Source organism: Phyllobacterium sp. 1468 (assembly GCF_031455525.1).
GTDB lineage: Bacteria > Pseudomonadota > Alphaproteobacteria > Rhizobiales > Rhizobiaceae > Phyllobacterium.
This window is the reverse complement of sequence record NZ_JAVDSX010000009.1, coordinates 32,217-54,919: the sequence shown is the minus strand read 5'-3', so window position 1 is coordinate 54,919 and position 22,703 is coordinate 32,217. Positions and strand designations below refer to the sequence as shown.

The window sequence follows — 22,703 nt, the reverse complement described above, 5'->3', positions numbered from 1 at the left end:
CATGGCGCTGCGACAGCGCCAGGAATTGGTCCGATTTGGTCGCGTTCATAGAAAAGCGGGACACTAGAAACGTCGACGGCATTCTTGTGAGCCACAGCGCGCGGCAGCAAAGAATCGCGCCATCCATTCTGCCGAGAACAACGCAGCGCTATTCAATCAAGGTCTATCATGAATTCGTGCGTTCGTATGCGGCGGCAGGCCCGCCGGGCCGCACGTTAGCCGGAATCTTATGCACGATCGAAGGTAAAGGAGGTGAGCAGAGTGGTGACGAAGTTACTCGCTTTCTCTTTGACGAGTACCTCTGTCCATTCGTTTGTCCCTCGCAGCATCAGACCCGAATAAATGCTGTCGACGGCTGTCTCCTCGATGCGCTTTATATGCGACTTGAACACAGCTTCATCGCCCGTTTTGTACATATCCCGCACGACCATCCGTAGGATTTCCTGAATGGCAATCTGCCAGGCCGTATTGATCGCCTGGAGCTCATTGCTCTGCTCTGTCATTCAAATCTCCGAATATGCGCCGGCTGGCCGCGAACAATGCCATCCGGCTCGGAGGCTTCCGACAGTTCGTAAACGTAAACAAGGCCAAGCAGATGCCTGACCCACTTGGTTGACTTGCCTTCGACAGTATCAGTATACCCGTGCACAAGGGAAAGCGGTTACAGGATTATATAGGCTGCAGATTACAGGCAGACATTTTACCCGACTTACTGTCGCGCTCCAGTTCGTAGCCGATCTTCTGACCCTCGACAAATTCACGCATACCGGCGCGCTCGACCGCAGAGATATGAACGAACGCATCGGTGCCGCCGTTGTCAGGCTGGATGAAGCCGAAGCCTTTGGTGGAATTGAACCATTTAACTGTGCCAGTGGTCATAACGAACCCTTTCATAGCAATTGCAACGATCCGCCGAAATAGCACTTGGCGGATGATGATCTCGATCTTTGAGGGGAAGTTCGTCCAGGGCGCGTTGCCAGCGCGCGATAACAAAAGTCAAACTAGCAAACATCAACGCTAGACGTGTACCCCCCAACACACCAAGATGTCAATGCGGTGCCCCCGTCCGGTCGCGGTGTCGTTGTCAGCATCATAAGGTTGGGGGATGGTGGCCCTCTCCCGCGCGCACAACGGTCGCGAAGAAGCGCGCATCATTCAAGGCGAACCAATGCTTCGCTTTTGCACCTTTGTCGTCCAAGGATTTTCAGGAGGGCGATTGCAGGGTCGGTGCACTGTAATCGCAGGCGAGCAGGTCGGGACAGGACAAGTGAAAATATTCGTTCTTCGCAAGAGTTTGCGCCCATTCCACACTTGTGGCTGTGGTCGTACGCTACCGTGCTTTGGTCCGCGATTTGTCTTCTTCGGATCGATTTGAAAGCGCGCGCGTTGGAGAGCAGCCCACGATGAGACGGACAGCGCTACGAAAGGGACTTCGTATGAAGGAAAACTCGATCATAGTCCTCGTTGTGGAAGACGAGGTAATCGTCCGCATGGACATTGCCCACGCTTTGAAGCCGCCGGCTTTAGCGTGTTGGAAGCGGGAGACGCCGACGAGGCAATCGCTATCCTGAGTGAACGCGATGACATCCGGGTGCTGTGCGCCGATATCGACATGCCCGGAAGCATGGACGGACTGAAACTGGCGGCCCCGGTGCGGGACAGGTGGCCACCGATAAAGATCATCGTTACATCGGGACATAGGTACATGTCCGACGACACACTTCCGGTCGAGGGCCGCTTTTTTGGAAAGCCACCACCACAAACACATCATAAAGGCCGTACGAGAAATGGGAATGGTGAATTAATGGAGGTGGTTGTATAGCGACTTGAGGGTCGTGTGAATCCCGATGCCGCCGATCGCGATGTTGACGATGGTCAATGTGGAATATAAAGCGGGAAGCGTTTGCAGTCAGCCGTCTGGCGTCTCCCCTTACTCGAAGTCAACGGAATGGATTCGATAGACATGGTCACGCATAAGAAACAATCTGTCGTGAAAACCGGCATTGCCGGGCTGGATGAAATCCTCCGAGGCGGCTTGCCTTCTTCCAATTTTTACATCCTGCAAGGTGCTCCCGGATCTGGCAAGACAACTGCAGCGCTACAGTTCCTGCTCGCGGGCCTCGATGCCGGGGAACGCTGCCTTTACGTCAGTCTCTCCCAGACCGCGGCAGAGCTTGAATCGATCGCCGTTTCTCACGGCTGGAGCCTCAAGGGTATCAGAGTTGAAGAGTTGTCGGCGTCCGATGCTGTGAATGGCGCTTCGGATCAAACGATCTTTCAAACCACGGAGCTCCGGCTCGACGAAACCCGGAAAGCCGTCGAGCAGGCAATTGCAGATCACAAGCCCCACAGGCTTGTCTATGACTCGCTTCTGGAAATCCGCCTCATCACAGCAGATTCCCCCCGCTTTAGACGAGAACTGTTGGGTTTTAAGTCTTTTTTGGCGCAGCGGCAGGTGGTGGCCTTGCTACTGGATACACAGACGAACGGCTCAGTTGAGCGCAGTGGCGAGGAGGTCGAGGGGATTGCCCATGGTGTCATCCGCTTCGACAAATCGCTCGAGGAATATGGCGGGGTCCGTCGCCGGGTGGAGGTAAGCAAGATGCGCGGTGTTCCCGTTGCCGACGGCTATCATGATATGGCCATACGGGAAGGAGAGGGGGTTATCATCTACCCAAGGATAATTCCCGGCGCCGCATCCGAAACGGTCAAACCGCAGCTGATCAAGTCGGGCGTTACAGCCCTCGATGAAATGTTTGGCGGCGGACAGGAGTCGGGAACGACGACGCTTGTTATCGGCCAGTCGGGGACCGGCAAATCGACCATGTCATCGCTCTACGCGACAGCTGCATTGAAACGGGGCGAGAGCGTTGCGCTTTTTCTGTTTGAGGAAAGATTGGAAACGTTTTTCCGGCGTTCCGAGGGACTTGGTATGGACCTGCGCCAGTTCCACAAGGATGGCCAGCTGATCATACGGGATTTCAACCCCAACGAGATATCGCCCGGTGAATTTGGCAAGATCGCGCAAGAGGTGGTCACCCGGGAGAAGTCGCGCGTCGTGGTGATCGACAGCTTCACGGGATATCTGAATTCGCTGCCGCACCGCGAGAAGGCCGTGCGCGATATCCAGTCTTTGCTGAAATATCTCGCCCGATCGGGCGTACTGACCATGTTGATCGTCGCGCAACACGGTTTGCTCGGACAAAATGTTGGCATTGACGTCGATGTCAGCTTCCTTGGAGACACGGTCTTGCTTCTCAGAATTTCCGAGCACGAAGGAAAGCTCCGACGCAGCATCACGGTCGTCAAGAAGCGGCACGGCCCACATGACCTGGACGTCAGGGAGCTCTTGATTGAGAGCTCTGGTGTTACCGTTGTTGCGTACAACCCGCTGCCAGAGGCGTAATGGCCACCTGCAATCACGGCGAACTGGACTGGGTGCTCGTCTTAGCGCCCTACAGGAAAGACGCAGCCTATATCGAGATGTTGCTCGTGGAGCATGGCATGGTCGTCAAGGTCTGTGGCGATACGGATGATCTGGTCCAGAAGCTTCCGGAATCGCCCGGCGTGATCATTGCCACCCACGAGTCGCTGAATCCCCCGACGATCGAGGCCATCGCAAACCATTTGACCACCCAGCCAAACTGGTCGGACTTGCCAATTTTTGTGCTGTTGGATCGATCCGCCCAGCAGTCGCGAATCCGAGCGGAATTGGACAGGCGATGGCCACGGTCACGCCAACTTTTCATTCAAAGACCCGTCGCTTCCCTGGAGCTTGTGAGCGGCATTCAGTCGGCTCTCCTTGTCCGGTTGCGCCAGCGGGAAGTCAGAGACTCCATAGAGCGGGAAAGGGAACTTCGTTTCGAACTCAACCACCGCGTCAAGAATATCCTTGCCAGTGTGACATCGATTTTTCGCATGACCCGCCGCGGTTCGGACACGATCGACGCTCTTACCGCAGATTTTGAAGGCCGCCTGAGCGCGCTAGCCAACGTCCACTCCGCAGTATTCGAAGCAGGAGGCGACGCCGTCGCACTGAGAGACATAATAAACCTCACTCTGGAGCCTTATCGTGCCGACGGGACTAATAGGTTTGATGTCGAAGGGCCTGATCTGATCCTCACCCGCGACGCGGGGACAACCCTGGCGTTATGCCTGCATGAACTTGTGACAAACGCCATCAAGTATGGTGGGCTTTCAACCCTGGAGGGGAGGGTAAGCGTGGTCTGGGAAATTTCTGCCACCGACACACCGACGGTGACCCTTGAGTGGGCCGAGACCGGGGGACCGGTTGTCGCGCCGCCGACGAGGGCGGGTTACGGAACCAGATACGTGCGTGCGGCGCTGGCTGCCGTCTTTGGAGAAAAGCCCCTTGTGACTTTTGATCCTACCGGCCTGCGGTGCGTTATCAGTGGACCGCTTTCGAAGGTTTCACCAAGAGACTGAACCCGTGCCTCCGCCGAGTGCCGCCTCGCGGTTGCGATTTTTTGCGAGAGCTCACGTTTCATCACCTTGGAGCGTGCGACGGTCTCTGTACATGGCACGTTGTGATTGGCTGCGTTGTCTGGCTGGCACTATCCATTTCGTCAACGTAGCACCTCGACTTCGGCGTAATGTACGCAGTCTACAAAGCATATCTGAGGTTTAGCCAAATGTGGCTGGCGTCTCGTTTTGGCGCAACCGCGACCTCAGCGTAATCGTCGGCAATGTCTTCTTTCAGGCGGTGGCAAAACTGACCTCAACGGCCGAATGAGGGCGCGAAGCAGCCGCTTATTTGGCTACCTTTCGTTATAGAATGAAGTATCGACGTGAATTGTAGACGTTTAACAATCCAAAATGCCCTAAATTTGCCTTATCGGCATTTTCAAAGGAACGGTTTTTAACGGCTGGCGAATTTAAACAAGTTAAGTTTAATTTACGCTGAAATCGTCGGTCGGAATTGCGTTTTCATCTCATGTTCTACCAGACTGCTTTCATACATCTTTCTTGCGCTGATAAAAATTGCCGCCTTGGCAAATGCGTCAACAAGACGTTGCCATTTGAGAATGAGCAAAGGCGTCGCTAAACACTTGGTCCTGCGATGCCGGCAACCACCGGTCGTTGTCCAAGAGAAATAACAGCAAATGAGAGAAAAAATGCATCACGGCCAGTACGCCTATGACGATGAGGGACGCTGCATAACCGCCTGTCCAATCGTGAAGATATCCCGCAATCACCGGGCCGCTCGCCATGCCAGTCCTGCGGCGAAGCGACAGATGCTGAGGATACTTGCGAGCGCCGATAACGGGACGATGAGGCGGGCGTCATTGGCAAGCAGAACCTGTTGTCCACCGAAGGCAACGCCCAGGACAAGAGGTAAATGAAAAGAACTGTCGGGCTACCGGCAGCAAGACCAACGCGAGAGCGCCAAAGGTAACGATGCGGCGAGACCAGCGATCGCCATGACGCGTCCGGGGCCCCAACTGTCACAGAGCCACCCTGACAATAGCCGCCACCGGAAGATTACCAGCCCCGCAACTGCGGCAATCCATACAGCCGCGTTTTCGCTGATACTGTGTTCGTCGAAGAGCGCGATCTGTTGTGTCAGAAGGCCGTGATAGGTGGCCAAGCCGCAGAAATAGCTGATGACGAGTGCAATGAGGATAGCTCTCCTAGGCCCTCGCGTCCTTGGCAACAGATCAGAACCTTTTGAAAGGATATTGAAGGAAATCCCGATAATTTTTCGGACTGGTAATTCTTGCCGTCATCCGTTTCCTTGGTCCCATTCGGTGAACCACACGTCAAAGCAATATGTTGGGTAGTCCTCACATGATATGCGCGACATGGCGAGCGAGTGCTTCCTGCGGAGGATTGGGGAAGATACAGCCGTGCACTATTTCCCCTTTTTCCCCTGGCGTGATTGCTATCCGCTGGCCGTCGGAACTCCACGCGAAGTGTGCTATGGTTTCCGCAGGGAGGAACGAGCGATGAGCCAAAATGCAGAATTATTGGCAGAGATCAGCAGGCGGGCAGAACGCGCCAAGATTGCTGATCTCGATATCCGGTATATTTCGGAAGAAGTGAGGGACATTCATGCGCAGTTCCCGCACCGCTGTGAGGAGTACATCAAGGAGCAACTCAAGGAAGCGTTGCGAAAAAAGGGAATGGACTGGGACCCGGAGCAGTGAAATGATCGAAGCATTAATCCCGGCCGACACCCGGCTTCGGTCTCAATCTTGACCTTGCGCTTGCAGGCGGGGCAGCGGAACGTCTTCTCTAGTTTCTTCCACGATCATGTGACAGGACTTCTGGTCGCGTGACAGATGGCTTTGGGGGTCGAGCAAGAATTTACAAAAACTCAATGATATCAATACCTTTATTGCGAATTACGGGTTTGTTACAGTAACGTACTTTCGAGTTTCATTTTTTTCCTCCTAGCTACGTGAATTGCCACAAACGTTCTGACGGTCAGAGGCGGGACGAATGATTTGGACCGGATAGGATATCGATACCTGATCGTGGCAGCTTGCTTGATTGCGGGCGTATTGGGTGCTGTCCTGGCTTTCGCTGGCGCAAGAGTGCTTGCACTCAATTCTGCCCGAGACGAAGTCACGTCATATGTGGATAATCTGGCCCGACGTGCCGAAGCTATTGCCAGAGAAACTGATGCGACTTTGGAACAGGCAAACCAGATTGTCGGAGTTCCCTGCTCACAGCCTGATCTTGGGAGTCTTCGCAGGATTGCCTTCAACGCGCGTTACGTGAAAGACGTTGGACGTGTGGTAGACGGACGATTGACGTGCACAACATCGATAGGGGCTATTGATCCTCCGCTCCTGGTCGGTGAGCCCGATTTCATCGACGAGCGTGGACGAAGAATTTGGGTGAAGGTACCGTTGGCTCTTGCCTCTGGGCTTATTGGGACGGTCATTGAAAGCGGAAATGCGAACGTCGTGCTTTCCCCCGGTGCATTCCTTGATTTGGAGTTTCGCCCATTTCGCTATTCCATCGCCATCGTCAATTCGAGCGACCGACAAATTATGCGCTCGTGGGGCAACAGAGTAGTGAGCGATGATGTTGTGTTCGAGGGTGGCAACCGCATCGTGGAGAGTAACACGGATCTGATCAGGATTCATTGTTCAGCGGTCCATCCAATTTGTGCCGTTGCAGCGCTAACCCGCACCCAAGCTGTCGCACGGCAGTCCGGCTTCACTGTCGCGTTTGCCAGCGTCGGTAGTGCTGCCGGACTTCTGCTGGCGTTGAGCGCTTCATTGCTTTCGCGCAAACCACGCACACTGATGTCGCGTCTTTTGGAAGCGTTGCGGGCAAAGGAGCTCACAGTTGTCTATCAGCCGATTGTGGATTTGGCGTCAGGAAAAATGGTTTCGGCGGAAGCTCTGGTGAGATGGACGGATAGAAATGGTGAGACTATTCCTCCAGACGTTTTCGTCTCCGCCGCAGAGGATCAAGGTTTGGCTGGAGAAATCACCGTCTACGTCCTGAGAGAAATTGTGCGCAGCGCTGGATCACTGCTGCAGGCCAATCCAGAGCTGGTAGTGACCATCAACATTGCCGCCGCGGATCTGGACGACGACAATTTCTATGAGGTTCTGGATGGGATCGTGCAAGCGGGCCTCCCAGCGAAGCAAATTGGCATCGAACTGACCGAACGCTCCACGGTTGTTCGCGAAATCGCCATTCCGGCAATAGCAAGACTGCGCAGGGTAGGCCATCCCGTGTACCTCGACGATTTCGGGACGGGATACTCCAGCCTGTCCTACCTTCAGGACCTTGGTGTCGATGCAGTTAAAATCGACAAAGCATTTACCGACACAGTCGGGACCAATTCTGTAAAAGTATCAATCACTCCGCTGATACTCGAAATGGCTCGGACGCTAGACCTTGGAGTGGTTGTGGAAGGGATTGAGACAGCTGAACAGCGTGATTACTTTGCAAGAGCTTTACCGGGTTGTCGCGGTCAGGGTTGGCTTTTCTCCCGCCCCCTCACCATCACCCAACTTGTCGCGTTTTACGGGATGAGCCGCCGAGTCTAGACTGCCGGGCTTACCGTCGAAGAGAGACAGGGCAGTGCGCGCGTAAGTTCAGTGTTAGGAAGCGTCTTGCCGCCAAAGCCAAGACCGACGCGCCTGCCAGCTGGCAACTCGGCCGGGGAGCTTGTATGGTCAAAGCGTCAGCGTTAAACTAAACCTTCAAATGCTGACGATGCGTTCATAGAAAGATTCAACGGCTGGGAAGGGGTTCGACAAATGAAATACTTGCAGTCCAAGATAGATCTTCGCGAAAAGTCGCATTTAACGGCTGTTGTGATTTCCATGCCCAGTCTTGGGTTGTTGTTTTTCTCTACAATTTTTAGCTTCCAGGCGCACGCCAAGGATGTGTCTTTCGTGGATTTTCCGTTTTTGGTCCATTGTGAGTCCGGCGGCGCGGATCGCGCCTACTATTTGTCGAAGATCACTGCCGACGGAGTAGCCGTCTACATTTCCCCTGACAATCTGGCCGGCACAGTGACCATAAATGGCGCTGCCGAACCGGCAATGGGTGGAGAGGGACCAGGAAGCTGTTCAGGAAAAACACTTGAGCAGCTGCGGTCGGCGGGTCAAGCATTCTACTTACAACGCTGAACCCTTGAATCAGGGATTCAACGTTTGGCAAAGCGTCGATGAATTTCGATTGCGCTTAAAGCCACCCGCCTGAAAATCCTGCGCGGCGCAATCCAGTCACGATTGGCTTGCATCGACGCATGACGTTCCAGAGCAAGCCGCTGCGGTAGTTTTCGATCATCAGGACCACTGGCCCCTGGTCGATGCCAAAGTGATGGGGACTTACCCACCATCCCGTTGGATTGTCCTTGACCGCATAAGTCGGGTTGAATGACGGTTTGAAACCGTAGAGGCGCTTCATGCCAACTTTCATCCGGCCAAAATTACGGATGGTCGGAACGACGATCTCCGGCGCGAACGGCAGCGATGCCACGACCACCCAAGGCGCGACCGTGCCGTCATCCGGGCCAAAGGGAGCGCCGCGGGCGTTGTAATCGAAGAACGCCCGGTCGACACCATCTATCGTGCGAGTGGCCCAACCGGGGCCGTCACAGGCGGTAAATCCCCAACAATGCTCTCCATAACCGGCATATTGCATCGGATTGTGAATCGCATATTGCTGCTGGACATAAGTCGCATGCCGGCTGTTCTCAAAATAGTCGCTGTCATGTTCACGCATAAAGTCGTCCTGAATGCCGCGAAAGTCTATCCACATATGCGATAGCTGATGGGTGAACAGAGGTCCGGAATAGAGCAGTTCGCGGCCATACATATTTCTCCAGTCGTATGTCTCGGTGTAGGCCGCGAAGCTCTCGGACGGCAATGGATGGGTCGGAGAGCCAAGACCGATGATATAAAGTAGCAAGCCCTCATCGTAGCCACGCCACCGATAAGGGATGAAGCCGCTTTCCGGACGCCAGCCGTGTGTCAATGTTGCGCCACCGTTGCGCGCCCAGTTCCAGTCCGCGCGCTCATAGAGAGCCATCGCGAGCTGGCGGATCTCCGCTTCGTCCTGGGTATCGCGATCAAAGTAGGTCGCGACAGTTAAAGCTCCCGCGAACAAAAAAGCCGAGTCGATCGTCGACAACTCGCACTGCCACACGCGGCGTCCCGTCTCGATATCCAGAAAATGATAGAAAAACCCTTTGTAGCCAGATGAATCTGGTTCCGGCCCTTGCGGACAGGACATCAGATAACGCAATCGCTTACGGGTAATCTTTACCGCAAATTCGCGTATTATGACGCCGCGTTCAACAACGACCGGAATGGTGGCCAGCGCCATGCCGATGGCGGCGATGCTTGCCGGCGCGTTCGGTTCCGTCTTGTCGCGTACCAGACCATTGTCCGGATTCGTACAATGAAGGTAATAGAGCAGGGTAGTGAACTGCAGCCGGCCGAGGTCATCGTCCGTTGGCAGGCGATCGAGGTCAACATCAGTAGAGGGGAGCTCGATCATGATCACTAACCGATCGTAACTTGGACGTCGTGCGTGTCACTATCTGCAACAAGCGGGACCCTTTTGTTTGTGACGTGTTTGCCATCCAGCCTCACCGACCGGACGCCTCTGCCGATCCCTTTGGAATTGTCGAAATGGATGCAGTAGGTAGCCGAACCATGCTTATATGTGATCTCATAGGCGGGCCAACTCGTGGGAACGCAGGGCTCAAACCGCAAAAATCTACCTTCCCGGCGCAAACCGAGGATCGCCTCCATGGCAACACGATAAAGCCAGCTAGCAGAGCCGGTATACCACGACCACCCGCCTCGGCCCGTGTGGGGAGGCGCGCCATATATGTCGGCACAGACGACATATGGCTCTACCTTATAGCGTTCAACCAGATCTCTTGTCGTTCCGTGGCAAATCGGATTGATGAGATTCCAAAGGGTCAAGGCTAAATCACCGTCCCCCTGTAATGCGGTGGCCCAGACGACCCAGGTTGCCGCGTGCGTATATTGCCCACCATTCTCACGAACGCCCGGAACATAGCCCTTGATGTAGCCCGGCTGGAGCACCCCTTTGTCAAAAGGAGGATCGAAGAGCTTGATTAACTTGTCCTCTTGGAGAACGAGCCGGTCGTGGACCGCTCTCAACCCCTGCGCCGCGCGCCCGGCATCGGCAGCGCCCGAAATGACAGCCCAGGCTTGCGGAAGGGCATCGATCTGGCATTCATCATTCATAGCCGAACCAAGCGGCGTGCCATCATCAAAATATGCCCGGCGATACCATGCACCATCCCAGGCGTTAGCCTCCAGGGCTACGCGCAAAGCCTCGGCTCGATCACGACACCACTTGGCACGGTACTTGTCCCCACGAGACCTCGAGATTGTCGCGAACGATCTCAAGACCGACAAAAAGAACCACCCGTTCCAGACGCTTTCCCCTCTGCCTTCAGCACCGACTTTGTTCATTCCGTCGTTCCAGTCCCCGGTCCCCATCAGGGGGAGCTGATGGCTTCCAAGTCGATAACCGTGCTTCAGCGCGCGGACGCAGTGTTCGTAAATCGTGCCCGTTTCCTCACTGATGGCTGGTGTGTTGAAGTCTTCCTCCTGATCGTCCCTAAGAACCGCTGATTTGAGGAAGGGTACGACCTCATCAAGCAGCTCAAAATCGCCGGTCGTCGAGACATAGTGGTGAACAACATAGGGGAGGAAATAAAGGTCGTCGCTGATCCGGGTACGCACTCCAACTCCGGATGGGGGGTGCCACCAGTGCTGAACGTCGCCCTCTTCAAATTGGCGTGCTGCCGAGCGCAAGATTTGCGAGCGGCTTTCACCGGGTGCGCTATGGATTAGCGCCATCACATCCTGAAGCTGGTCGCGAAAACCGTATGCCCCGCCGGACTGATAGTTTGATGTGCGGGCCCATACTCGGCACGCGAGTATCTGGTACAACAACCATCTATTCATCATCAAATTCATGCTGAGGTCTGGCGTCGAGATTTGTACCTTGTCCAGAACGTTGTCCCAATCCCGGGATACCGCTGACAGGCTCTCACCCGCATGGGCGGGGTCGGTGTATTTGTGTACAAGTCTTCGGACTTCATCCAGGCTGTCAGCCTGCCCGAGAACAAAGATAACTTCCCTGGTTGCGCCCGCGGGTATGGCGATTTCCACTTTTAGAGCGGCGCACGGATCGACCGAGGCACCAAACCGTTCCCCCAGATCAGCTCGTTGCAAGGCGGCGGGACGAGATACGGAACCGTATTTGCCAAGAAACTCCGTGCGGTCGGATGTCGTTGACCTCGCCGCCGGACTGGCGGCTGCGAAGGCGATCTTTCCAGCGAAATCGCCTGACCAGGGATTTGTCGCGATGATGGCACCTGAATCGACATCGTGGTCGCACACCACTTGCATTGCAGCCTTTTGACGTTGGGTTCCCAGTACCCATTCGACGTAGTAGGTTGCCGTTATCTGGCGGCTTCGGGCGTCCCCGTTATGAAGTCTTAGGCTGATGATCTTGATCGTGTCCTGAGGTGGAACGAAGACTGTCATCTCCTGTTTCAGATGTCGGCTCTGACTGGCGTAGCGTGTATAACCCTGACCGTGACGCACGGACACTGGGGCGGAAGGGCCAATCGGCAGGGGTGTGGGTGTCCAAATTTCTCCCGTCTCGTCGTCCCGTAGATAAACGACTTCTCCCGGCTGATCTGAAACTGGGTCGTTCGACCACGGTGTAAGCCGGTTCATCTGACAGTTGCCCGACCACGTATAGCCAAGGCTAGCTTCGGTCGTCAGGCAGCCGAAACTGGGATTCGCGAGGACGTTTGTCCACGGCGCCGGCGGTAAGGTCGTGGATCCCGATTTGCACCTCCCTACCGTTATAACATATTCGCGCCCACCATCGGAAAAGCCGCCGAATTCGTTCCAATAATGCAAATTTTCTGGCGAGACGGGTGACGGGCCTGCGGTAGCGTCACTCATTCGAGCGGCGAACTCCCCTGGAGGTAACAAAGCAGGGGAAGATACTCTAGGGAGGAGCTGATCAGCAAGAGACCCGCCGTTGCCCATTAGAACGAGGTGCGCCGCACCGGTAATTGTCGCCAGGTCGTTCCCTGCAGTACCGCTGTCGGAGACAACGAAAATCCCTCCAGACTTGCCGGTCATTTCCGTTTGCAGCGGCGAGAAAAAAGTCTGGGCCAGTTCCCTGATACCACCGCCTTCATCAAATAGGACGAGGTCGAATACCAAGCCTCTGCGCCGGCAGAAGTCGTGGGCCGCCATCACTTGGCGAATGAGAGCTTCATCTCGTTTTGCATCGACACTCGCCAACGCGATTGGCAAGTCGCCGGAGATGCCTTGAGCCCAGAGCACATTTGGGTCAAATCGTGCTTGTGGGTGCGCCACCTCCTGCCGCTGGCTGGGATTACCAACTGCCATATATCCGGCCAACAAGTTGGACACCGAAACGTCGCCGGGTGTGAGCCTGAATTCATCGAGCTCGCGCTTGTATCTCTCCAATGATCCGCAAAACGCTTGCTCGACCGCACCGAACTTCGAGTATTGCTCGGCGATTGCCTGTATGGCCGACTGATTATCCGCGGCTCCCGTCACAAAGGCGACGTGTGCTTCCGCACCCGGACCAACACGGACTGTCCGTCGTAGGCAGACGATCGGATCGAGGACAGGGCCGGTCGTTCCGGCAAGCGATGTATGGGCGTCAAATATCGCAGGATTGGCGGCTGTGCGTCCTCGGCCGAGAAATCGGAGCCGGTCAGTCTCGTATTCGAGTTCTTGGTGGGTTTGCTGGCTTGATGACGATACATGGATTGCCCAAGTCGGTTTCTCGTCCATATCACGGGGCCTGCGGCGTGCAAATAAAGCGCCCGTCGTGCGGTCGTACGTCGTTTCGACGAATAGTTTGGTGAACGCGGGATGTGCCTGGTCGGCACGACGATTGTTGAGGCAGACTTCAGCGTAGCTTGTCAATTCAAGGGTTCGCTCCCTCGCGCCGTGATTGATCATCGTCAGCAAGCGAACCTCGGCGTCGGCATCTCCTGCGACACAGACTTTCCAGAAAGTCTCTATGTCGCGCGAATGGCAGCGAAACTCCGCCCTGTCTCCATGAAAGGCGTGTTCCCGGAGCACTCCTGGCTCAACGATCGGTTGCCTTCCGATGGACCACAGGTTGTTTTCGGCGAGATCCCGGACGTAGCAAAACTGTCCCCAGCAATCGCGCGTGAAGTCCGCTTGCCACCGAGTAACGTCAATGCCCTGCCAGCTCCCGTAGCCTGCCCCCGCTGCAGTAACGAAGACACTATAAAGGCCGTTGGACAGCAAGACGACGTCGGAATTCGTTTCCGCCAGATCCGGAATTCCTTCGTGTCGTACCGTCTCGGACGCGCTTGCTGGCACAGGAACCTCCATTTGGCTGTTTGCGGCTTAGCTCAGGCGTTATCCCCTTCTGTCGAGGTCCTGGCCGACATTCTGTCCCCGCCTTTCAAGCCCCATTTCCAGCCGCTTATTGCTGGCATATCGTCGCCGAATTTCTCAATATACTGCCTGTGTTCGACCAGCTTCTCGTGAATTGCCTGTTTGAAATAGGCAGCGCGAGCGCCCAATTGCGGGAGCCTGTCAATAACGTCTTCGACCAGGTGGAAGCGGTCGATTTCGTTCAGGACCGCCATATCGAACGGCGTCGTCGTGGTTCCTTCTTCCTTGTAGCCGCGAACGTGCAGATTACCATGGTTCGTCCGGCGGTAGGTGAGGCGGTGGATCAGCCATGGATAGCCGTGGAAGGCGAAGATGATTGGCTTGTTCCTGGTGAACAGCGCATCAAAGTCAGGATCCGACAATCCGTGCGGATGCTCCTTCGTCGGCTGGAGCTTCATGAGGTTCACGACGTTGATGAAGCGGACTTTCAATTCCGGAATGTGCTCCCGGATCAGCTCGACTGCGGCCAGGGTCTCAAGCGTTGGTACATCGCCGCAACAAGCCATCACCACGTCGGGCTCACCGCCCTTGTCGTTGCTTGCCCATTCCCAGATACCCACGCCCGCATCGCAGTGCTTCACCGCTTGATCCATTGTCAGCCACTGCGGTGCAGGTTGCTTGCCGGCCACCACGACGTTGACATAGTTGCGGCTGCGCAAGCAGTGATCGGTGACGGATAGAAGCGTATTGGCGTCCGGCGGCAAATAGATGCGAATGACCTCTGCCTTTTTGTTGGCCACATGATCGAGAAATCCTGGGTCCTGATGGCTGAAACCATTGTGATCCTGCCGCCAGACGTGTGAACTCAGGAAGTAGTTGAGCGAGGCTATTGGCCGCCGCCAGGGGATATGGTTGCACACTTTCAGCCACTTGGCATGCTGGTTGAACATTGAATCGATGATGTGAATGAAGGCTTCGTAACAGGAAAAGAAACCATGTCGGCCGGTAAGCAGATAGCCTTCCAGCCAGCCCTGACATTGATGCTCGCTGAGCACTTCCATCACCCGGCCATCCGGTGACAGATGATCATCAGTGGGATAAATCTCTGCCATATAGCAACGATCGGTGACCTCAAGAACATCCTGCCACCGATTTGAGTTGTTTTCGTCAGGACTGAATAGGCGGAAATTTTTACTACCCGAGTTCATCTTCATGACATCGCGGAGAAACTTGCCCATCACCCGCGCGGACTCCGTTATGGTTGCACCTGGGCTAAGCACCGATACTGCATAGTCGCGGAAGTCGGGCATCTTCAGATCGCGCAACAGTAAACCGCCGTTCGCATGCGGGTTGTCGCTCATTCGACGATGCCCGGTAGGGGCGAGCGCCGCCAATTCGGGCTTGAACCGGCCGTCATCTTCGAAGAATTCCTCGGGCCTATAACTTTTCATCCATTCCTGGAGAATGCTGATGTGTTCTGCCTTGTCCATGTCACCCATCGGTACCTGATGCGCGCGCCAATAGTCTTCGCACTTCTTGCCGTCGATTTCGGGCGGGCAGGTCCAACCCTTTGGCGTGCGGAAAACGATCATCGGCCAAGCCGGACGCTTCAGATTGCCCTTGGTGCGGGCATCCGTCCAGATCCTCTTGATGTCCTCGACGGCGGCATCAAGTGCGCCGGCAAGTTGCTGGTGCACATTCTCCGGATCATCGCCTTCGACGAAATATGGCGCGTAACCCATTCCCTCGAAGAATTTCTGCAGTTCGTCCTTGGGAATGCGGGCAAGAAAGCACGGGTTGGCGATCTTGTAGCCGTTCAGATGCAGGATCGGCAACACGCATCCGTCGCGCACAGGGTTCAGGAATTTGTTGCTATGCCAGCCCGTTGCGAGCGGACCTGTCTCCGCCTCCCCATCGCCCACAACACACGCAACAATCAAATCCGGGTTGTCGAACGCCGCCCCGTAAGCGTGGCTGAGGGCATAGCCTAATTCGCCGCCCTCGTGCATGCTGCCAGGTGTTTCCGGGGCCACGTGACTGGGAATGCCGCCGGGGAAGCTGAACTGCTTGAACAGCTTCTTCATGCCTTCAGTGTCCTGGCTGATATTGGGGTAGAACTCGCTGTAGGTGCCTTCGAGATAAGCGTGTGCGACAAGCGAAGGTCCGCCGTGTCCGGGTCCAATAACATAGATCATGTCGAGATCATCACGTTTGATCACGCGATTCAGATGGACGTAGAGCATGTTCAAGCCTGGCGATGTGCCCCAGTGTCCGAGCAGCCGTGGTTTGATGTGCTCGCGCTTCAATGGCTCTTTCAGCAGCGGATTGTCCAGAAGATAGATCTGGCCTACTGACAAATAATTCGAGGCGCGCCAATAAGCGTCCATTGACTTCAGTTCTTGGGCAGAGAGTGGATTTTTACCCGCTGAAGGCGCTTCACTCGAGACCCGAGCATTACTTACAGCTTTAAGCGAAACCATTGTTACCTCCCGATGAGGACCCCGACGGTGGCGGGGGTCCCGTGGCTCAATATCGATCTGCGCTTTTATTTTTATGTGAAACGTTCCGGAAACTTGACCGGCAATCAAATTCGGCTGCGCTTTCGCTGCTAGCGTTGAAGCGCTTTAACGTGTGCGCGTGCCCATATGCACTCCAATCCCTCGTGTACATGGCAGCTATGAACCATACACGACTTAAACGACTTCGTCGCGTTCGATATGTATTTTATAATTCAGTGACTGAAGCAGCTTTCCAGGCTCTCACGACATAAGTTTGTGTTCAGGCGGATTCGTTGTCCAGGTCCATTCGCCTTTTTGGCTGCAGGTCAAGATCGCGTCGTACAGATCCTCAGCCCAGATGGTTGCCCCGCTGTTGAGATAGGCGATTGAATGCTCGGAAAGCGTGTGGAGGATTTTGCGGAATTCTTCGGCCCCGAGCGTTGCGTCGAGCCGGTCAAGGAAGACAAACCGGGGCCTCGCGAGAATAATACCGATCAAGGCCAACAGCTGTTGCTCGCGCAGCGAAAGTACCGTGTCCCAGTCGCTTTCTTTGTCTAACCCGCCCGTTTGGCCGACATCGAGATTGAATTCATGTAAAAGGTGCAGAATTCGGTCATCGGAGATGTCGCCCGATTTATCCGGACGCAGGAGAGTCTGCCGCAATGTACCTGGCATCAGATAGGGTTGCTGTGGGATAAACAGGATGCCACCAGCGCCAGGGCGGAAGATGCGGCCGCTACCTGCGGTCGGAATTCCCGCCATCGCCTTGAACAATGTTACGCCTGCTGCCTGATTAGGTCCCGTGATCATCACTCTCGTTCCCAATTCGGCAGAAGCTGAAAAATCGCTCAGGACGGGCGGGCCGCCTGCCGGCAGTTGAAGGGTCAAATGCTCGAAAGCCAGCCGGCCCTCATCTTCGACGATCTCGATTCCCAAGGGCACCGGCGGTTGATGCGATTGTTCGATTGCCTGAAGCAAGGAGCTAAGCCGGGCAACCACCGCAGCAAAGTGTGAGATGGAATGGAATTGCGTGACAATTATCGAAAACGCACCCACAAGCATAGCGAAGGCTGCTGCAGATTGCGTGATGACGCCGAATTCCACATCGCCGCGTATGAAGGCGGGAGCGACGATAAGGGCAGGAATAATCTGGATTAGCCAGTAGTAGCCCGTGGTGAAGAACCCAATGTTCCGATTGATCGCAGTGACCTGGCGAAAATTGCCGATCGCCTCGTCCAGGCGCTGCTGTAGACGTGCATTCTGCTGTTCCTCAGCGCCTGCCACCATGATGGCTTCAGCTCTCTCTTGAACATGAATTAGGCCCGAGCGGAAGCCGGCCTCCTTGTCGAGTTGGTCATAGTTCAGCTTGATGAGAGGGCGACCGAGGATAACTGTCAGATAAGAGCCGCAGGCGGCATAGACGACAGCTACGACAAACAGCAATGGGCTGATCGACCATAGCACGCCCGAAAAGGCCAGGATTGTGAGACAGCTGTTGAATATCATGATGATAAATGAGAGCGTGGTGATCGTGAAGGCACGAACGTCATCGGCGATCCGCTGATCGGGATGAGTGAGTTGCCCCGAAAATTCCATATTGAAATAGGTGGCGTCGGACAGATAGAGGCTAATTGCCCGGCGGGTGAGGAACTCGCGCCAGCGAAGCGCCAAACGCTCTTCGGTGAACCGTGCAAAGACTGCAACGACGGTGGATGCTGCGAAGACCCCAATGTAGAAGATCGCCTGCCGGGAAAATTCTGCCGTGTCTCGGTCCGCGATGGCAGTCATGAAGTTCCTGCCTACGTAGCTGTTGACGACGTTCAGTGCATTGATCCCGCATAACAGAAGGACCAGGCCGGCGAGCATCCATTTTGCTTTCACTCCGGCCTTGGAGCTCATGAAAATCTTGATCGCGCGTACAAAGCGAACGGCTGTTATCTTGAGGGGAGTTTCCTGCTGCTTGTCCATGACATCCCTCGGCCTATGAATTAAGTTGCACACTGTGCATCCGGCGGTGAGGACGCGAAGCGGGCGGACGAAAAGTCCGTTGGCCTCGAACTAGCCCGCCAAATTCACTGGACCGGGGGCGCGCCGTCGATACAGTGGAATGCGTGCCTGGGATGATGGTCGCTTCAGTATGCTCGCGATGTGGCTATCCCCCAAGATACCCGACTTCTGTCCTGGCGGTCTCAGTATATCCTAATGACCACCGGACCGGGCACCTCATCTTGAATTTGGTCAGGTCCGCGACCAGCAATAGTTCGAAACCGATTGTTGCCTAGTTTTATTCATCGCAAATGTCCGACGTTCGTGACGGATTACAACTATTCAACTGAGTTTGATTCTATCTCGTTTTCTCGACTATTACCAACGGCAACACGGCGGTGAACCACCGCAAGAAGAGCGCGAAGGAATACCAGAAAGCGGTCGTTGTCATGACGATAATAGCACGACCGGGCAACCGCGGTTGCATTTACTCCCATGGTTTAGAGTTGCGATTTCAAACAACGTGACATCCCCGGCGTGTAGGGTTATTGTCAACGCGTCAGCTCCGGGAAATTTCTTTAACGACGCACCATTGCTGAGTATGCGGCTATATCTGGGGTGCGAGGCCGTAACTGGTCTATTAGGTTACGACCGATGCCTGTCACTAGCGCAATTGAACGGATTCTAGCTTAAATCCACATTGAGGAGAGTGGGCGATGGCGAAGACGATGAAGGCGGCCGTGGTGCGACAGTTCAAAAAGCCACTGTCGATAGAGGAGGTTCCGATACCGGAGGTCGGGCGCGACCAGATCCTGGTTGAAATCCAAGCCTCGGGTGTCTGCCACACGGATCTTCATGCCGCAGACGGTGACTGGCCGGTGAGGCCTCATCCGCCGTTCATTCCCGGGCACGAAGGTGTCGGGACCGTTGCCGCGGTGGGCGCTGACGTATCCGCTGTGAAGGAAGGAGACCGGGTTGGCGTGCCTTGGCTGCATACCGCATGCGGGCATTGCAGGCACTGTCTCTCTGGCTGGGAAACTTTGTGTGACTTGCAAAAGAATACCGGATACTCAGTTAATGGCGGCTTTGCGGAATATGCTCTCGCCGATCCTAACTATGTCGGTCACCTGCCCGATGGCCTCGATTGGGAACCGGCCGCCCCAATCCTTTGTGCGGGATTGACGGTCTACAAGGGGTTGAAGGAGACGGATACGAAGCCGGGCGACACGGTGGTGATCTCGGGGATTGGCGGGCTCGGTCATGTTGCCGTGCAGTATGCCAAGGCAATGGGGCTCGACGTGATCGCCGTTGACATCTCTGACGAAAAGCTGGCGCTTGCTCGCGACATGGGTGCGAATGCCGTTATCAACGCCAAGACGACCGATCCAGTTGCTGAGGTGCAGAAACTATGCGGCGGGGCGCAGGGCGTGCTCGTTACCGCCGTATCGCCCCATGCCTTCAGCCAGGCCCTCGGCATGCTCGGCAAGAGAGGGACCATGTCTCTCGTAGGCTTGCCGCCCGGCTCGTTCGAGCTGGATATCTTCAACACCGTACTAATGCGCAAGACTATCCGCGGATCAATCGTCGGAACTCGTTTGGATCTTGCCGAATGTCTGCAATTCGCCGCAGGCGGCAAGGTGAAGGTTCACTATTCGGTGGAGAGTCTGGAAGATATCAACAGTATATTCGGCCGAATGCGTGAAAATAAGTTGGACGGTCGTGTTGTAATGAGAATCTAAACAAGGCTCGACCTGAAGCGTTTTTAAGTTTCATTGACATGCTGCCCAGTGTGAGTTGAACTTGATACGCTTAGTCTTGCCACGGCAAGACCAATCGCCTTTTTGAGAGGATTGGGAAGTGACTCGAAGCGAGATCGTGGTGCCCGGTAGCAACGCGAAATCGCCTGTCTGCCGATCGGCTAGTGGCTCGATCTTCTGCCAAAGGAAATAGCGATGGATAAGGGCTTGTCGTCGAAAGGACATGAAGGGCTCTCCAGACGAGAGCTCCTCGTAATGGTGGGAGCTGCTACCGGCACCCTTGCCAGCTTTGGCGATGCCGCCAGAGCGGCTCCGGGCACCATTGCGGTTAGGGAGGTCGAGCCGGGCGAGGACGTCTTTGCGTATATAAGCAGAGTCAAAGGGGATTTTGATCAAACAATTTACCAGCAGGTGATCGGCGCTGCGAATGACTTCAAGGAGGGCGATCAGACCATCGGAGTAGGGGCTGTGGACGAGGCAACACGGAACAATGCTCGCGCCCTTTTGACAAACACGAAAATCAAAGATCTTTACGAGCACCCGCTGCTTGAGGACGGCCTACAACAGTTGATCTGGCAAACCACTGACCAGGAGCAATATGCAAAGATCAGTGACTGGACCATGGGCCGACTGAAGGAATTTCTCTTAGCTGAATCGGAGGTCAATATCAAAGGCGTCATGAACGGCCTGACCAGCGACACGATCGGCTGTGTTCCGAAACTGATGAGCAATGAAGACCTCATCACCTTGGGTCAGAAAATCTTCAATGTGCTGCCGGGCACCAAGATGGGGGCAAAGGGATACATGGGTGCTCGAATCCAGCCCAACTCTCCCACAGATCATCCCGACGACGTGGCTTGGCAGGTCTTCAACGCGTTTTCATATGCAACGGGCGACATTGTCATCGGGACTAATCCCGTGGATAGCACGGTCAACAGCGTCGTCACGGTTGAGCGGGCGCTCAAGGACATCGTCGATACCTTCAAGTTGAACGAGGCGATTCCATGGTGTGTGCTTGCCCATATCGATGTCCAGGCAGAGGTGAGCGAAAAATATCCGGGAACGGTTGCCACGATGTTCCAGAGCCTTGCTGGAACAGATAACTGCAACAAGATCTTTGATATTACGATTGAGAGAATCCTGAAGTATGCGAGCGCGAGGAAGGGCGAAAGATATGGGCTCTACTTCGAAACTGGGCAGGGTTCAGAATTCACAAATGGCGCAGCAAGCGGCGTCGACATGATGGTACTCGAGTCCCGAAAGTATGGCTTTAGTAGGGCCGTGGGAATAGAACTCGCAAAGGTGCAGCCCAGGGGCGCGTGGCTTCATGTCAACGATGTTGCAGGATTCATTGGACCGGAAGTTTTCAAGAGCCGCGAACAACTGGTGCGGTGCTGCCTCGAAGATATCGTCATGGGCAAACTTCATGGGCTGACCATCGGCCTGGATATATGCACGACCCTGCACATGACGGTCAGCCTGGAAGATCTGGATTGGTGCCAGGATCAGATCATGCCGGCCAATCCTGTCTACCTAATAGCCCTGCCCACGAAAAACGATCCGATGTTGAGCTATCTCACCACCTCGTTCCAGGATCATGTTCGCCTGAGGGAAAAATTCGGCTTCAAAGTCAATGATGCGATGTGGAAATTCTACAAACGGCTGGGGATCGTTGATCAGAACAACAACTACACCAACAACTATGGCGACCCTCTTTGGGTGTACTACCAGTACCGCCTTGCCAAGGGTGAAAAGCGGTCTAAGGAAGCCGTTTATTCGGAAGGGCGGCAGAAGATGAAGGAAGTTGAGGAGAGAGGCGTCGACCTGGCGATCGGGCACGGCGAGAACATCTGGGATCTCAATCCAAAGCTCGCAACCAAGGTCAAGGGGTTATACGACGATGCCAAGCAGTCTCTCTGGGCCGAGCTCACACCCGAATTCATCGCCGCTATCCCCGATGTCGTGCCGGTCCGCACCTTGTCGAAGAACCGCAATGACTTTATCGCCCATCCGAGCACAGGTGAAATACTGAGCCCTGAAGCGATAGCGGAGATCGAAAGAATAAGGGATTCGTGGGGGAACGATCTTCCCAAGGGCCAGATAGTCATCTCTGATGGCTTGAACGCCAAGGCCATTATGGATGACGGACATCTTGCGCCATATCTCGAGGAAATGCGCAGGTTGCTTGACGAAGCCGGCGTTCCGATGAGCGACAAAAACATCCTGGTCACCAGCGGAAGGGTCCGGGCAGGCTACCGAATCGGCGAGGTGCTCTTCGCGAACGCAGATCCCAACAGTTTCAGAGGGATTCTCCACGTCATAGGCGAACGGCCTGGAACTATGCACCACGCCTATTCGGTCTATATCACTGTCGCCAAGGGCAAGGGATGGTCTGAGAAGAAGATCGATCACGACATGACGAAACTTGTGAGCAATGTCGCGGATACGGCTTTGCCGCCCAAGGAAGCGGCCAGGGAAACCTTGACGATTATCAGAGAAATCGTCGGGAAAGATGTGAATGGCAGCCGGCGGTATCCGACATAGGAACAAAC

General features: G+C 55.1%; 14 protein-coding genes. 8 read left to right on the top strand and 6 right to left on the bottom strand.

Annotated features, from left to right (window positions below; translation table 11 throughout):
• Positions 1-227: 227 nt before the first annotated feature.
• Positions 228-503 (bottom strand): hypothetical protein, encoded by a 276-nt coding sequence (locus tag J2X72_RS20675; protein ID WP_210005875.1) that lies wholly within the window; start codon positions 501-503, stop codon positions 228-230.
• Between the two features lie 166 nt (positions 504-669).
• Entirely contained in the window at positions 670-879 is a 210-nt protein-coding gene (locus tag J2X72_RS20670) for a cold-shock protein (RefSeq protein WP_310075063.1), read from the bottom strand.
• A 649-nt stretch (positions 880-1,528) separates the two neighbouring features.
• Between J2X72_RS20670 and J2X72_RS20665 the strand changes: the two genes are divergently transcribed.
• The 6 genes from J2X72_RS20665 to J2X72_RS20640 all read left to right on the top strand — a co-directional run bounded on the left by J2X72_RS20665 (position 1,529) and on the right by J2X72_RS20640 (position 8,621).
• A complete protein-coding gene (locus J2X72_RS20665; protein WP_310075061.1) occupies positions 1,529-1,822 on the top strand; it encodes a response regulator in 294 nt (97 codons plus the stop codon).
• Positions 1,823-1,963: 141 nt separating this feature from the next.
• A complete protein-coding gene (locus J2X72_RS20660; RefSeq protein WP_210005887.1) occupies positions 1,964-3,406 on the top strand; it encodes an ATPase domain-containing protein in 1,443 nt (480 codons plus the stop codon).
• On the top strand, positions 3,406-4,446 hold the full coding sequence (locus J2X72_RS20655) for a sensor histidine kinase (RefSeq protein ID WP_210005871.1): 1,041 nt from the start codon (positions 3,406-3,408) through the stop codon (positions 4,444-4,446). The genes J2X72_RS20660 and J2X72_RS20655 overlap by 1 nt, the downstream gene beginning before the upstream one ends.
• 1,520 nt (positions 4,447-5,966) lie before the next feature.
• A complete protein-coding gene (locus J2X72_RS20650; protein ID WP_310075059.1) occupies positions 5,967-6,167 on the top strand; it encodes a hypothetical protein in 201 nt (66 codons plus the stop codon).
• 330 nt (positions 6,168-6,497) lie between these two features.
• Positions 6,498-8,033: an EAL domain-containing protein gene (locus J2X72_RS20645; RefSeq protein WP_310075057.1), complete on the top strand. Its 1,536-nt coding sequence runs from the start codon at positions 6,498-6,500 to the stop codon at positions 8,031-8,033.
• Between the two features lie 213 nt (positions 8,034-8,246).
• Positions 8,247-8,621, top strand: coding sequence for a hypothetical protein (locus J2X72_RS20640; protein ID WP_310075056.1), 375 nt, complete (start codon positions 8,247-8,249; stop codon positions 8,619-8,621).
• Between the two features lie 55 nt (positions 8,622-8,676).
• Here J2X72_RS20640 and J2X72_RS20635 read toward each other — a convergent pair whose 3' ends face one another.
• The 4 genes from J2X72_RS20635 to J2X72_RS20620 all read right to left on the bottom strand — a co-directional run bounded on the left by J2X72_RS20635 (position 8,677) and on the right by J2X72_RS20620 (position 18,376).
• Positions 8,677-9,996: a glucoamylase family protein gene (locus J2X72_RS20635; protein ID WP_310075054.1), complete on the bottom strand. Its 1,320-nt coding sequence runs from the start codon at positions 9,994-9,996 to the stop codon at positions 8,677-8,679.
• 5 nt (positions 9,997-10,001) lie between these two features.
• On the bottom strand, positions 10,002-13,892 hold the full coding sequence (locus J2X72_RS20630) for a GH36-type glycosyl hydrolase domain-containing protein (protein ID WP_310075052.1): 3,891 nt from the start codon (positions 13,890-13,892) through the stop codon (positions 10,002-10,004).
• 32 nt (positions 13,893-13,924) lie between these two features.
• Entirely contained in the window at positions 13,925-16,390 is a 2,466-nt protein-coding gene (locus J2X72_RS20625; protein ID WP_310075051.1) for a phosphoketolase family protein, read from the bottom strand.
• Between the two features lie 279 nt (positions 16,391-16,669).
• Complete coding sequence (locus tag J2X72_RS20620) at positions 16,670-18,376, bottom strand: SbmA/BacA-like family transporter (protein ID WP_310075049.1); 1,707 nt, start codon at positions 18,374-18,376, stop codon at positions 16,670-16,672.
• Positions 18,377-19,110: 734 nt separating this feature from the next.
• Here J2X72_RS20620 and adhP point away from each other — a divergent pair.
• Both adhP and J2X72_RS20610 read left to right on the top strand, forming a co-directional pair.
• The gene (gene adhP, locus J2X72_RS20615; RefSeq protein WP_310075047.1) at positions 19,111-20,133 is read left to right on the top strand and encodes an alcohol dehydrogenase AdhP; all 1,023 of its coding nucleotides are present in this window, start codon (positions 19,111-19,113) and stop codon (positions 20,131-20,133) included.
• 213 nt (positions 20,134-20,346) lie between these two features.
• Positions 20,347-22,695 (top strand): ethanolamine ammonia-lyase, encoded by a 2,349-nt coding sequence (locus J2X72_RS20610; RefSeq protein ID WP_310075044.1) that lies wholly within the window; start codon positions 20,347-20,349, stop codon positions 22,693-22,695.
• Positions 22,696-22,703: the final 8 nt, after the last annotated feature.

Coding starts and splice junctions, on each gene's coding strand:
- J2X72_RS20675 (WP_210005875.1), bottom strand. CDS start 503: ATGACAGAGCAGAGCAATGAGCTCCAGGCGATCAATACGGCCTGGCAG.
- J2X72_RS20670 (WP_310075063.1), bottom strand. CDS start 879: ATGACCACTGGCACAGTTAAATGGTTCAATTCCACCAAAGGCTTCGGC.
- J2X72_RS20660 (WP_210005887.1), top strand. CDS start 1,964: ATGGTCACGCATAAGAAACAATCTGTCGTGAAAACCGGCATTGCCGGG.
- J2X72_RS20655 (WP_210005871.1), top strand. CDS start 3,406: ATGGCCACCTGCAATCACGGCGAACTGGACTGGGTGCTCGTCTTAGCG.
- J2X72_RS20650 (WP_310075059.1), top strand. CDS start 5,967: ATGAGCCAAAATGCAGAATTATTGGCAGAGATCAGCAGGCGGGCAGAA.
- J2X72_RS20640 (WP_310075056.1), top strand. CDS start 8,247: ATGAAATACTTGCAGTCCAAGATAGATCTTCGCGAAAAGTCGCATTTA.
- J2X72_RS20635 (WP_310075054.1), bottom strand. CDS start 9,996: ATGATCGAGCTCCCCTCTACTGATGTTGACCTCGATCGCCTGCCAACG.
- J2X72_RS20625 (WP_310075051.1), bottom strand. CDS start 16,390: ATGGTTTCGCTTAAAGCTGTAAGTAATGCTCGGGTCTCGAGTGAAGCG.
- J2X72_RS20620 (WP_310075049.1), bottom strand. CDS start 18,376: ATGGACAAGCAGCAGGAAACTCCCCTCAAGATAACAGCCGTTCGCTTT.
- adhP (WP_310075047.1), top strand. CDS start 19,111: ATGGCGAAGACGATGAAGGCGGCCGTGGTGCGACAGTTCAAAAAGCCA.
- J2X72_RS20610 (WP_310075044.1), top strand. CDS start 20,347: ATGGATAAGGGCTTGTCGTCGAAAGGACATGAAGGGCTCTCCAGACGA.